At 69.8% G+C, this 12,402-nt stretch carries 10 protein-coding genes and 1 pseudogene; 5 read left to right on the forward strand and 6 right to left on the reverse strand.

What is annotated here, in order from left to right; genetic code table 11:
* Positions 1 to 18: 18 nt before the first annotated feature.
* Positions 19 to 609 carry a DUF4291 domain-containing protein gene (locus tag HHX35_RS35465; RefSeq protein WP_182902992.1) on the reverse strand — a complete coding sequence of 197 codons (591 nt, stop codon included), beginning with the start codon at positions 607 to 609 and terminating at the stop codon, positions 19 to 21.
* A gap of 123 nt (positions 610 to 732) precedes the next feature.
* On the opposite strand from HHX35_RS35465, the gene rph reads away from it, so the two are divergent.
* Positions 733 to 3,378, forward strand: a complete 2,646-nt coding sequence (rph, locus tag HHX35_RS35470; RefSeq protein WP_259405681.1) for a rifamycin-inactivating phosphotransferase — start codon at positions 733 to 735, stop codon at positions 3,376 to 3,378.
* Between the two features lie 210 nt (positions 3,379 to 3,588).
* Here rph and HHX35_RS35475 read toward each other — a convergent pair whose 3' ends face one another.
* From HHX35_RS35475 to HHX35_RS35485, 3 genes are all read right to left on the reverse strand, one after another.
* The gene (locus HHX35_RS35475; protein WP_182902993.1) at positions 3,589 to 4,008 is read right to left on the reverse strand and encodes an NAD-dependent epimerase/dehydratase family protein; all 420 of its coding nucleotides are present in this window, start codon (positions 4,006 to 4,008) and stop codon (positions 3,589 to 3,591) included.
* Positions 4,005 to 5,285 carry an MFS transporter gene (locus HHX35_RS35480; RefSeq protein WP_182902994.1) on the reverse strand — a complete coding sequence of 427 codons (1,281 nt, stop codon included), beginning with the start codon at positions 5,283 to 5,285 and terminating at the stop codon, positions 4,005 to 4,007. Before HHX35_RS35480 ends, HHX35_RS35475 begins: the two co-directional genes overlap by 4 nt.
* 101 nt (positions 5,286 to 5,386) lie before the next feature.
* On the reverse strand, positions 5,387 to 5,797 hold the full coding sequence (locus tag HHX35_RS35485; RefSeq protein ID WP_220506246.1) for an SRPBCC family protein: 411 nt from the start codon (positions 5,795 to 5,797) through the stop codon (positions 5,387 to 5,389).
* An 80-nt stretch (positions 5,798 to 5,877) separates the two neighbouring features.
* Between HHX35_RS35485 and HHX35_RS35490 the strand changes: the two genes are divergently transcribed.
* On the forward strand, positions 5,878 to 7,365 hold the full coding sequence (locus HHX35_RS35490; RefSeq protein WP_182902995.1) for an MFS transporter: 1,488 nt from the start codon (positions 5,878 to 5,880) through the stop codon (positions 7,363 to 7,365).
* 25 nt (positions 7,366 to 7,390) lie between these two features.
* Here HHX35_RS35490 and HHX35_RS35495 read toward each other — a convergent pair whose 3' ends face one another.
* On the reverse strand, positions 7,391 to 7,840 hold the full coding sequence (locus HHX35_RS35495; RefSeq protein ID WP_182902996.1) for an HIT family protein: 450 nt from the start codon (positions 7,838 to 7,840) through the stop codon (positions 7,391 to 7,393).
* Between the two features lie 117 nt (positions 7,841 to 7,957).
* Here HHX35_RS35495 and HHX35_RS35500 point away from each other — a divergent pair, with 117 nt between their 5' ends.
* Together HHX35_RS35500 and HHX35_RS35505 are read left to right on the forward strand one after the other, a co-directional pair.
* Complete coding sequence (locus tag HHX35_RS35500) at positions 7,958 to 8,809, forward strand: helix-turn-helix transcriptional regulator (protein WP_182902997.1); 852 nt, start codon at positions 7,958 to 7,960, stop codon at positions 8,807 to 8,809.
* Positions 8,810 to 8,930: 121 nt separating this feature from the next.
* Positions 8,931 to 9,965: a LacI family DNA-binding transcriptional regulator gene (locus tag HHX35_RS35505; protein WP_182902998.1), complete on the forward strand. Its 1,035-nt coding sequence runs from the start codon at positions 8,931 to 8,933 to the stop codon at positions 9,963 to 9,965.
* A gap of 75 nt (positions 9,966 to 10,040) precedes the next feature.
* Here the strand turns inward: HHX35_RS35505 and HHX35_RS35510 are convergent, their stop codons facing one another.
* A complete protein-coding gene (locus HHX35_RS35510; protein ID WP_182902999.1) occupies positions 10,041 to 11,495 on the reverse strand; it encodes an endo-1,4-beta-xylanase in 1,455 nt (484 codons plus the stop codon).
* Between the two features lie 684 nt (positions 11,496 to 12,179).
* On the opposite strand from HHX35_RS35510, the pseudogene HHX35_RS35515 reads away from it, so the two are divergent.
* Positions 12,180 to 12,402: pseudogene (locus HHX35_RS35515) on the forward strand (SGNH hydrolase); the annotation flags it as partial.

Consider the following 12,402-nt stretch of genomic DNA (forward strand, 5'->3'; position numbering starts at 1 on the left):
TCACCGGCTCCGGTGTCGTCACGGGATCGTGGCACCGATGGCCTGGGCGAGCTCTGCGGATAGGGGATACGGGCGTTCCACGGGAAGCATGCCCGTGGGGTCCCGGCCATCACGGAGCGCCTGCCGGATGTCGCGGACCTGGCCGGTCAGGTCGGTGATCGACAGGACCCACTGATCGAGGTATCGGGCGACGGCTTCGCCGGACAGGCCCACCTGGATCGACCGGTACGGCAGTGGATTGTGGTGCGGGTCCCGTTCGGGATCCCACTGGATCCGAACCGGACTTCCGTGGAGGCGTCTCTTCCACGCCTCGTGGTCTTCGCCGTCGCCCGGATGGCTGAGGCAGGAGCGCTCAAGCGCCCATTCGAATCCCTCTCGCGTGATGCCGACGGCCAGGACCCTGGTCTGACCAGGCTTGGTGGCCCAGCCGCAGCGATACATCATCCACAGGAAGGACGGTTTGATCCAGGTCATTCGTTCACGCTTGAAGGGTGAGACGAATCGTTGCGCGGCGACGGCAGGGGCCGCGATGGCCGGGTCGTAGGCCTGGTAGACGGTGATGGCTTCGTCGGTGAACGCGGCACGGATCTGCCGGTACGGGACGTTCATTCCGCAGAGCATCGCGAACCGCAGGCCGGCCGGACAACCGGATAAACCAGGACCCCTCCAGTTTCACTTTATAGCAGATCCGCGCGCCTCATGAGGCGTCGGAAAGTGCCGCATACTTGCCCGTTGCGAACCGACCCGACGAACGATGGAGCAAGCGAATTGCGCTACGTGATGGGTTTCGAGCACATCGACTCGACGAATCTCGCAGACGTCGGCGGAAAGGGGGTCCACCTGGGCGAGCTCTCGCGAATCGACGGCATCCGCGTGCCGGACGGCTTCTGCGTCACGACGGACGCCTTCCAGCGGGTCGTGGCCGACGTGCCGTCGATCGACGCCCAGCTTGACCTGTTGTCGCGGGTGGAACCGGACGACCGCGCGGCGATCCGCACCCTGAGCGCGGATATCCGCCGCGCCGTCGAAGGCGTCGCGCTGCCCGACGATCTCGTGGCGGCGATCGGCGAATCGCTGGCCCGGCTCGGGGAGCACGCCTCCTACGCGGTGCGTTCCAGCGCGACCGCCGAGGACCTGCCGACCGCGTCCTTCGCCGGCCAGCAGGACTCGTACCTGAACATCGTGGGCCTGGCGGAGATCCTTCGGCACGTCCGGAGGTGCTGGGCCTCGCTGTTCACCGAGCGGGCGGTGACCTACCGGCGCCGTAACGGCTTCGACCACCGGAAGGTGCGGATGGCCGTGGTCGTACAGCGGATGGTGTTCCCCGACGCGGCCGGGATCCTGTTCACCGCGGACCCCGTGACCTCGAACCGGAAGATCGCCACCGTGGAGGCCGGTTGGGGGCTCGGCGAGGCGCTTGTCTCCGGTCTGGTCTCCGGTGACGTCTACACGGTGCGCGACGACCAGGTCATCACCAGAGCGGTCGCCACCAAGGCGCGGTTCGTCCAGGCCTCACCGGGAGGAGGCACCCAGGACGCCCCCGTCGAGCAGCGGCGGCAGACGCAGCCGGCCCTGACGGACGCGCAGGTCGTGCGCCTGGTGCGGCTGGGCCGGCGAATCGAAGCACACTTCGGCCGGCCCCAGGACATCGAATGGTGCCTGGCAGGCGACGACTTCCACATCGTCCAGAGCCGGGCGATCACCACCCTGTTCCCCGTCCCGCCGACCGATGACCAGGAGAACCACGTCTACATCTCCGTCGGTCACCAGCAGATGATGACCGACGCGATGAAGCCGCTGGGACTCTCCTTCTGGCAGCTGACGACCCCACGACCGATGCACGAGGCGGGCGGACGGTTGTTCGTGGACGTAGCCCCCATCCTGGCGACACCCGGGGGTCGCGCGAGCTTCCTCGGGATGCTGGGAAAGGCCGACCCGCTGATACTGGACGCGCTACAGACCGTCCTCGACCGCGGTTTTGTCCGATCGCTTCCGGACGAAGGGAGAAGATCTGGCGCCGCACCCGCCGGTGACCCACCCGCCCCGATCGAGACCGATCCGGCCGTCGTCACCCAGCTGATCCGGCAGAGTGAGGCGTCCGTCGCCACCCTGCGGCGCGAGATCCAGGGGCTGTCCGGGCCGGCGCTGCTCGACTTCATCCTGGCCGACATCGCGGAGCTGAAGCGCATCCTGTTCGATCCGCGGAGCTCGCAGGTGATCATGGCCGGGATGGAGGCGGCCTGGTGGCTCAACGACCACCTCGGAACTTGGCTGGGCGAGAAGAACGCGGCCGACGCGCTCACGCAATCCGTCCCCCACAACGTCACGTCGGAGATGGGGCTCGCGCTCCTCGACGTGGCGGACACGATCCGACCCCACGCGGAGGTCGTGGCGTTCTTGCAGCGGGTCGTGGACGAAGGCCGGGAGGGCGACGACTTCCTCGACGAGCTGGCCGGGCTGGCCGGCGGACGGGAAGCGTGTGACGCCATCCGGGGCTACCTCGACCAGTACGGCATGCGCTGCGCGGGCGAGATCGACATCACCAGAACGCGCTGGAGCGAGCAGCCCGCCATGCTCGTGCCCACCATCCTCGGCAACATCAAGAACTTCGAGCCGGGCGCCGGCAAGCGACGCTTCGAGCAAGGACTCCAGGAGTCTCGACGGAAAGAGCAGGAACTGCTGACGCGCTTGCGCGCCCTGCCCGACGGGGAGCAGAGGGCCGAGGAGACCAAGCGGATGATCGACCGCGTCCGCACCTTCGCCGGATACCGGGAGTACCCCAAGTACGGCATGGTCAGCCGCTACTTCGTCTACAAGCAGGCGTTGCTGCGGGAAGCCGATCGCCTCGTGCGGTCCGGCATCCTGCGCGAGAAGGAAGACATCTTCTTCCTCCGGCTCGAGGAGTTGCGGGAAGTCGTGCGCACCGACGACGTGGACGCCGAACTCATCCGGGAAAGGCGGGAGGCGTTCCGGTCGTACGAGGCGCTCACACCGCCCCGGGTCCTCACGTCGGACGGCGAGGCCATCACCGGCCGGTATCGGCGTGACGACGCCCCACCCGGCGCACTGACAGGCCTCCCTGTCTCGGCCGGGACCGTCGAGGGCCGTGCCCGTGTCGTCCTGGACATGGCTCAGGCCGACCTTGAGGCGGGCGACATCCTGGTCACCGCCTACACCGACCCCAGCTGGACCCCCCTGTTCGTCTCCGTCGCCGGACTGGTGACGGAGGTAGGCGGCCTTATGACGCACGGCGCGGTGATCGCGCGGGAGTACGGCCTGCCGGCCGTCGTGGGTGTGGAGCAGGCCACCCGGCTGATCCGGGACAGGCAGCGGATCCGCGTCCATGGAACCGACGGGTACGTCGAGATCCTCGCCTGAACCGTCGCGTCGGCCCCGAAACTCCAGCATCGGAACCTGAATCCACGGCCCGATTCCGGCCGATCAGAGGCCTGTTTCCAGGCTGTGGCGGGGCCGCCGCGCGCGGATCGCGGGGAGTCCACAGAATTCTGTGCTCCCCTCCCCCTGCTGGTCGCACTGTCTCGGCGATGACGGCCGCCGTGACGAAAAACCCGCCCTCGGCGATATGTGTCACCGCATCAAGCCGAACTCCTCGCTCGTTTGTCGCGACGGTGTCGTCCCCGCCGCTGGGGGGCGACTGATACGCGTAGCGGCTATCTCACGAACTCCCGCGCACCGCGCATCGCCTGTACAGCCGCCTCGGCGTCCGCCTTTCCCGGCGGTTGCGATCGCCACGTGGGCGGCGCCGACGGCCGTCGTCACCCAGTCCGATTGACGGAAGGCCGCGTTGACGACCACGTCAGGGCTGAAGGCGCCGATCAGGTCGACTACGGCAGCACGGTCACGAACATCGAGCCGCAGCCAGTCGACTCCCGCTGCCGTTCCCGGGCGAGTCAGACAGGTCGCGGCCACGACATGGCCCTCCGCCGCGGACTGCCGCACGAGTTCGTTGCCGAGAAAGCCGCTGCCGCCCACGATGAGGACCCTCATGGGCTATGACCGTAATTCAGCGTGGCCGCCTCGGGAGTGCTGTTCTCGCCGGGCGCCGTGACGTCGCTCTGGAAGCGTGTCATCCCGCGCAGGAGAAGAGTGGCCAGCGGCACGGCGAATCCGGCCGCCGCGCCGATCGCCAGAAGCACCGGGCGGCCGATCGCAGCGCCGGCCGGACCGGTGAGCGTCAGGCCGAGAGGCGTCATGACCGAGGCGGCCAGCCAGTCCACGGAGGTGACCCGGGCGAGCCGCTCCGGAGGGATCTCCCTCTGGAGGTTCACCACCCACTGCACGGCGAAGATCTCCAGCCCCAGGCCCGCCGTGACGTAGCACGCGTACACGAATCCCGGCGACACCGGCCACGCGAGCGCGAACGGCACGACGCCGTAGAGAGCGAGCCCGGTGATGGCGGCCAGCCCCGGCCGGCCGGGCTTCCATCTCATGCTGACGAGCCCGCCCGCCAGGCCGCCGACCGACAGAAGGGCGAGGGCGGTTCCGTACACGGCGTCGCCGCCGAAGGTCTCGCGGGAGACGAGTGGCAGCAGGACCTGCGCCGGCGCGATCGTGAGCATCTGCTGGAGCGCGACGGCGACGATGACCCCCAGGACCCACCGCCGCCGGACGACCTCCGAGAGGCCGTCGGCGATCTCCCGTACGGCCGACGCCCGCCGCCCCGGCGTGACGACGGGTTCGCGCAACGGCAGGAGAAGGGCGAGACCGAGCAGATAGGCCGTCAGCACGGCGAGGAATCCGATCCTGGCGGACCACGCCGTCACCACGTACGCGCCGAGACCGGGCCCGATCACGGCGCCGAGCCGCCAGGAGACAGCCGTCAGCGCGGCGCCGGCCGGACGCTGGGCGGGGGTGAGGACCGAGGACAGGCAGGCCTGGTAGGCGGGCCGGTGGAACGCCTCCGCCCCTCCGACGAGGAAGACCAGGAGCGCGAGAAGCCACGGGGAGGCGGTGCCGCACAACCCGACGGCGGCCACGCAGGATTGGAAACCCAGTGAGGCGACCATCACCGTACGGCGTGGCAGCCGGTCCGCCCACAACCCGCCGAGCAACGCGAACACGATCAACGCGATCCACCGGCAGGTGAAGATCGCGCCGACGGTCGAAGCGGTGCCACCCGCGTTGAGGGCCGCGATGGTGACCGTGACCGGGAAGATCTGGTCGGCCGCCACCGACATCGTGAAGCTGAGCCACAGCAGGCGGAATTCGCGATTTCGCGTCAGAGACCCGCCCGCGGAACCGGTCAGGCCTACGAGCTTTCTCAAGCGACTGCGCATGCTACGAAATGAATCCCGATCGAGCGGAAGGCGCAAGGAAATGCCCTTCGCCGCCTCGCCGGTTCCGTCACGTCACCAGGAAAGCGGGATTACTGTGCTTGAGCGGCGGATTCCAGTTTGTGCTTCAACCGGGTGAGGTCGGCCTGGACGAGGCCGGCGTCGCGGGCGAAGTCCTCGTCGTTCACACCCGGAAGGCGGCGCAGGGTGAAGACCACCTCGCAGGCGTCGCCGTCGGGAATGACCCGCATCGGGTTGTAGACGACCTGCCCGGAGGGCAGCGTGACGTCGTGGTCGAGAACGCCGTACTCGTTTCGCTCCGCGAAGGCCAGGCCGACCCGGCCCGAGGGGGTCTCCACGTACCACTGTCCGTCGACGTTCTCCACCGAGTTGCCGAGCCCCGGAGCCCATTCCGGGAGGTTGGCCGGGTTCGACGCGTATTCGTAGACGTCGGCCGCGTGCCGGTCGATCCACACGCTGATATGCCTGGATTCCGAAGCCATGCACGCCATCATGCCGGAACCGGCCACGGCCCGCCGCTGTGCTTGACCTCGAGCGCGCTCGAATTCCTAGCGTCGCGGTCATGACTGCTTCAATCCCGCCGGAAACCACAGCCGGCGAACGCGGGCCGCTACGGCCCGACGTGGGCGAGCTCAGCCGGCGCCGCCGGTTCCTGGTGCTCGCCATCTGCTGCGCCAGCATCGTCGTCGTGGTGATGGACATCTCCATCGTCAACGTCGCGCTGCCGGCGATCCGCCGCGACCTGAACGCCTCGGTGTCCGGCCTGCAGTGGACGATCGACGCGTACACGCTGGTGCTGGCCGGTTTCCTGGTGCTGGCCGGGTCCACGGCCGACCGGGTGGGCCGCCGGCGCGTCTTCCAGATCGGCCTGGCCGCCTTCGGGCTCGGCTCGCTGCTCTGTGGCCTGGCGCCCAGCACCGGCTGGCTGATCGCGGCGCGTGCGCTGCAGGCCGTCGGCGGCACGATGCTCAACCCTGTGGCGATGGCGATCGTCGCCAACACCTTCCCCGAACCGGCCGAGCGGGCCAGGGCCATCGGCGTGTTCGGCTCCATGAGCGGCCTGGCACTGGCACTGGGCCCGATCCTCGGCGGCGCCCTGGTCGACGGCTTCGGCTGGCGCTCGGTCTTCTGGATCAATGTGCCGATCGCGGCCGCCGCGATCGTGTGCACCGCGTTGTTCGTGCCCGAGTCCCGCGCCGCGAGGGCGCGCCGGTTCGACCCGGTGGGACAGGCCCTGATGATCCTGCTGCTGGGCGGCGTCGTCTACGCGGTCATCGAGTCCAGGGCGATGGGCTGGACCTCGCCGGTCATCCTCGGCCTGCTCGCCGTCGCCGTAGTCGCCGTGCTGGGCATCCTCACCTACGAGCCGCGCCGCGCCGACCCGCTGCTGGAGCTGCGCCTGTTTCGCAGCGTGCCGTTCGGCGCCGCGATCCTGATGGCGCTGTTCGCCCTGTGCGGGTTCGGGGCGTTCCTGTTCGTGACCACCCAGTATCTCCAGGACGTGCGCGGCATGCCGGCGCTGGCGGCCGGGCTGTGCCTGCTCCCGGTCGGCGCGCTGGTCTTGCTGCTCTCCCCGCTCACCGGCCGGCTGGTCGGCACCCGCGGTCCCCGGCTGCCGCTGGTGGTCGCCGGGAGCGCGCTGGCGCTGGGCGGCGGCGCGTCACTCTGGCTCGGACCGGCCACCCCGCTGCCGGCGGTGCTCGCGACCTATCTGCTGTTCGGCGTCTTCCTGGGCACCGTCAACCCGCCGATCACCAACACGGCGGTCTCCGGCATGCCCCGCTCGATGGCCGGCGTGGCGGCCTCGCTGGCCTCGGCCGGCCGGCAGACCGGCACCACCCTGGGCGTCGCGATCGCCGGAACGCTCCTGGGATCGGCCGTGGCCCGCGGCGGCACGGCCTACACCAGCGCGGAGCACGGCGTGTGGTGGCTGGTGCTCGGACTCGGCGCCGGCATCCTGACCCTCGCGCTGCTCAGCACCGGGCGCCGGGCTCAGGACACCGCCGTACGGGCGGCGGCCCTGTTCGAGGACCTCGACCGGCGCCGGTGACTCGGGCCAGAGTTCACGTCCGTCGTCAGTCCGGAGATCCCAGGGCCGCCAGGCCGGATCGCACCGCTTCGGCGTCCCGGTCGAGCAGGCCTCGGTCCCTGGTGCCCCAGTCGGCCTCTATCCGGAAGCCATCCTCCTTGAACCGGGGAAACACATGCAGGTGGAGATGGAAGACCTCCTGGAAGGCGGCCTTGCCGTCCGCCAGGAAGATGTTCACGCCCTCGCATCGAAGGCCCGAGCGCCGCAGAGCCCGCCCCATGCGGTGGCCGGTCCTCCAGACGTGTGTGCTCGTCTCCTCGTCCAGGTCTTCCAGGCCGACGGCGTGAACCCGGGGAATCACGAGAAGGTGGCCGGGCGTCACCGCCCCGATGGTCATGATCACCATCACGCGGTCGTCCGCGTAGGGGATGCTCGCCTCGGCCTCACCGCGGAGAATCGCGCAGAAGACGCAGCCGGGTTCCTCATGCTCTCTCATACGCACATGGTGCAGAGCCGGCCAGGAGACGCAAGAGGGCCTCGGGGTCTTCGATGTGCGGATACGTCGTGAACCTACCGGCCGGTCCTGGAAGCGCTCGGGTGCACACTGGTGTGCATGGCGACGGGAGGAATGACCGGAGCGTTCGGCGAGGCGGTACGCCGCTGGCGCGACCGGGTCGCGCCCGAGACCGCCGGACTGCCCGCGGCCGGACAGCGGCGCGCGGCCGGACTGCGCCGTGAGGAGCTGGCCCTGCTGGCCGGGATCTCCGTCGACTACGTCACCCGGCTCGAACAGGGCCGTGCGTCCCACCCGTCGGCCCAGGTCGTCGAGGCCCTCGCCCGGGCCCTGCGGCTGTCGGGCACCGAGCGCGCGCATCTGTTCCGGCTGGCCGGGCTGGCACCGCCGGGCCCGGAGACGGTGCCGGCACACATCACGCCGAGCGTCCGGCGGCTGCTGGACCGGCTGGCCGGCACCCCCGCCGCGGTCTTCGACGCGTGCTGGACGCTGCTTCTGGCCAACCCGCCGTACGCCGCGTTGATGGGCGACCCGTCGGAGTGGCGCGGTGACCAGCGCAACGCGGTGTGGCGGCACTTCCTCGGCCCCGGGAGCCGGACCCGGCACACTCCGGAGTCCCTGCGGGCGTTCGAGGCGGCCCTGGTCGCCGACCTGCGCGCGACCGCCGACCGCTACCCCGCCGACCAGCGGCTGCGGCGGCTGGTCGCGGATCTGCGCGCGAACAGCGAGCGGTTCGCCGAGCTGTGGGATTCCGGTGCCGTCGACCGGCACGAGGCCGGGCGCAAGACCATCGACCATCCGGACGTCGGTCCCCTGACACTGGACTGCGACGTGCTCACCGTGACGGGCGGCGACCTGCGCATCATGGTCTACACGGCCGAGCCCGGCAGCGAGGACGCCGAGCGCCTCGGGTCCCTCACCGCGCTCGGTGCGCCGACACTCGCCGGATAAACCGGTTTCCGAAACCTTTCGGGGGCGACATCAGGACGAACTCGGGCGCCGACTGAAATTATTCGGCCGATCACCGAAACATTCAGAGTTTTACCCGCGACTCGACGTTAGACTGCGCCTTGTGACCGTTGTCGACGAGCCGCCCGCATCCGACCCAGAACCGCTGACCCTCGCACAGCTCGCCGAACTCGCGGGAGTGTCGAAGGCGACGGTCTCCAAGGTGGTGAACGGCAGGTCCGCGGTGGCGCCGGAGACGCGTGCCCTCATCGAGGGCCTCATCCGCGAGCACGGCTTCCGCAGGCAGCGGCGGCGCTCCAGCCCCGCCGCCGTGCTGGAGCTGGTCTTCCACGAACTGGCGGGCGACTACCCGACGGAGATCGCCCGGGGGGTGGGACAGGTCGCGCGCGAGCATCACATGGCCGTGGCGATCTCCGAGTTACAGGGCAACCACGTCCCCGGCGCCGACTGGCTCGAAGACGTGCTCGGCCGCCGCCCCGCCGGCGTCATCGCGGTCTTCTCCAGCCTGACCGACGTCCAGCGTGAGCGGCTCGCCACTCACAAGATCCCCCTCGTCCTCCTCGACCCGACCGGCGACCCGGGACACCGCGTCCCCTCGGTGGGCGCGGGCAACTGGAACGGCGGGCTGACCGCCACCCGCCACCTGCTTGATCTGGGCCACCGGCGGATCGCCATCATCACCGGGCCGTCGCACGCGCTGTCCAGCCGGGCGCGTCTGGACGGCTACCGCGCCGCGCTCGACACGGCCGGGGTGCCCGTCGACCCGGACCTGATCTGCCAGGGCGACTACCAGATCGAGGACGGCCTGACGCACACCCACCGGCTGCTGCGTCTGTCCGACCCGCCCACGGCCGTCTTCGCCTCCAACGACGGCCAGGCCATCGGGGTCTACCACGCGGCCCACCAGATGGGGCTGCGCATCCCTGAGGACCTCAGCGTCGTCGGCTTCGACGACATGCCGCCGATGCGGTGGGCGATTCCGCCGCTGACCACGATCCACCAGCCGCTGACCGAGATGGCGGGGGCGGCGGCCGCCATGCTGGTGACGCTCGCCAAGGGCGAGCCCCTCCCCCATCACCGCAAGGAGTTCGCCACGACCCTCGTCGTACGCGAGAGCACCGCTCCTCCGAAGCGCTGAAGGCGAACCTCCGGCGCGACGGGGTACGCCGCACCGGAGGTGCCGGAGCTGGGGTCGCGGCCCTGGTACAGGCCGTCAGGGGCTGGTGCAGGTGACGGACGGCGTGGCCGCGCTACCGTTGGCGGTGAAGCCGAAGGTGGTGGACCCCCCGGCCGCGATCGAGCCGTTGTAGTCCGCGTTGCGGACCGTCACGGAGGACCCGGACACGCTCTGCGTGCCGTTCCACAGGCTGCTGATGCTCTGCCCGCTCGGCCAGGTCCACTTCACGGTCCAGCCGTTGACCGCCGCGCTGCCCGCCCGTACGGTCACCGTCGACTGGAACCCGCCCGGCCAGCTGTTGGTCGTCTCGATCGTCGCCGAGCACGCCCCGGTCACCGGAGACGGCGTCGAGGACGGGCTGGTACGCGGGGACGGACTGGTGTTCGGGCTCGTGTTCGGAGACGGGCTCGTGTTCGGAGACGGGCTCGTGTTCGGGGTCGCGGCGTTGAGAGCGTCGAGGACGGCCGTGTACGCCTGCTTCTTGTTGTAGTTGCCGTCGAACAGCAGCGGGGTGTCGCCGCTGCGCCAGGAGTACTTGTCGGTGATGCCCCACACGGTGATGCCGGTGCAGCGGGGCACGGCCGTACATGCCTGGGTGACGCGGCGGTAGGCGTCGGCCTGGCCGGAGCCCGAGCCGCCGATGTCGAGCTCGGTGATCTGGACGTCGACGCCGAGCGCGGCGAACTGGGCGATGTTCTGCTGGTAGTTGGAGGGCACCGACCCCGACGACAGGTGCGACTGCAGCCCGACGCAGTCGATCGGCACGCCGCGCGCCTTGAAGTCCTTGACCATGTTGTAGACGCCTTGGGTCTTGGCGGCCGTGGCGTTGTCGATGTTGTAGTCGTTGTAGCAGAGCTTGGCGTTCGGGTCGGCCGCCCGCGCGGCGCGGAAGGCCTCCTCGATGAAGCCGTTGCCGAGTTTCTGCGTCCAGACCGAGCTGCGCAGGGTGCCGACCGCGCCGCCGTCGGCGAAGGCCTCGTTGACCACGTCCCAGGCGTAGATCTTGCCCTTGTAGTGGCCCATCACGTTGTTGATGTGGTTGACCATCGCCGAGCGCAGGTCGCTGGTGGACAGGCCGCTGACCCAGCTGGGCAGCTGCTGGTGCCAGACCAGCGTGTGCCCGCGGATCTTCATGCCCTTGCTCTGGGCGTGGCTGACGATCTGGTCGGCGGAGGTGAAGCGGAACGAGCCGCGTGAGGGCTCGGTGGCGTCCCACTTCATCTCGTTTTCCGGGGTGACGGCGTTGAACTCCCGGTCCCAGGTGGCCACGTAGGTCGAGTCGTTCATGTGACCGGCGGCGATCGCGGCGCCGTAGTAGCGGCCGCTCTGGGCGGCGGCCGCGCCCAGCGTGCCGGCGGCGGCGCCGGCGGGGACGGACGCCGCGAGTGCGGTGACCGTGCCAAGTGCGCCGAGGGCGCCGACGACCAGCAGCCGGCGGGTGCCGACGAGCGGTCGCCGTCCTCCGCCGGCGGATAAGGGGTTTTCGCCCATGCCTGAGCCTCCACTGCGAAATCAATGAGGGAACGCGGATAGACGCCCGTGAAAACAGCACGCGGTCCGTCGCCGCGTCGAAACTGCGGCCCCTGCCGCTCACCACCGACCCCGGCAGGAGGAGCCGCCTCGGGGAGTCAGTCTGGAAATCATCCCGAAACGTGTCAAGAGCGTTGCCAGAACGTTTCGATTCCCGCGGAGCCTCGAGATGCCTACATGCTGCATCGATGCCATTGACATGCCGATGTAATTTTCCGGCCGCTCCTGACGTCGGCCGTCGTGGCACGGGTTCCGATGAACGTTTCATCACCGCGCCTCCCCCCGGCGGCGCGTTCGCGTCCCATCCCGGCAGTTGAGACGCGTAGGCCGGGCGGAAGGGTGGAACAGTGCGCGACCTCGAGCTTGACGGGCGCTCCTCGCGTCGTATTTGCTCCGGCGCACCACCACCCCCGGTCATCCCGAGGAGAGGAGCGAACGAGTCGTTGCACCGATGTTAGCGCTAACAAGAGTGCCGCCGAGCGCTACCGGAGCCCGATCCCGTGCGACGTGCGGGTCGGCCACGGCGGGGACCCGCCCACCTACCTCACTGTCATCGAAAGGGTTGACCAACCAGCGATGTTAACGCTCACAAATCGGCGCGGATGGAGCCGGTGGGGACGCCGGCTGACCACCGCGCTTCTGACCGTGACCGTCCTGGCGATCGCGCCCGCCGTCGCCCGCGCCGAGTCCAACGGCGGGGTGCGGGTGATGCCGCTGGGCGACTCGATCACCGAGGGCACACAGGTGCCCGGCGGCTACCGGATCGGGTTGTGGCAGCGCCTGGCCGCGGGCCGCTACACGATCGACTTCGTCGGGTCGCAGTACAACGGGCCCGCCAGTCTGGGCGACCACGACCACGAGGGACACC

This window comes from Microbispora sp. H10830 (assembly GCF_014161375.1).
Taxonomy (GTDB): Bacteria; Actinomycetota; Actinomycetes; order Streptosporangiales; family Streptosporangiaceae; genus Microbispora; species Microbispora catharanthi.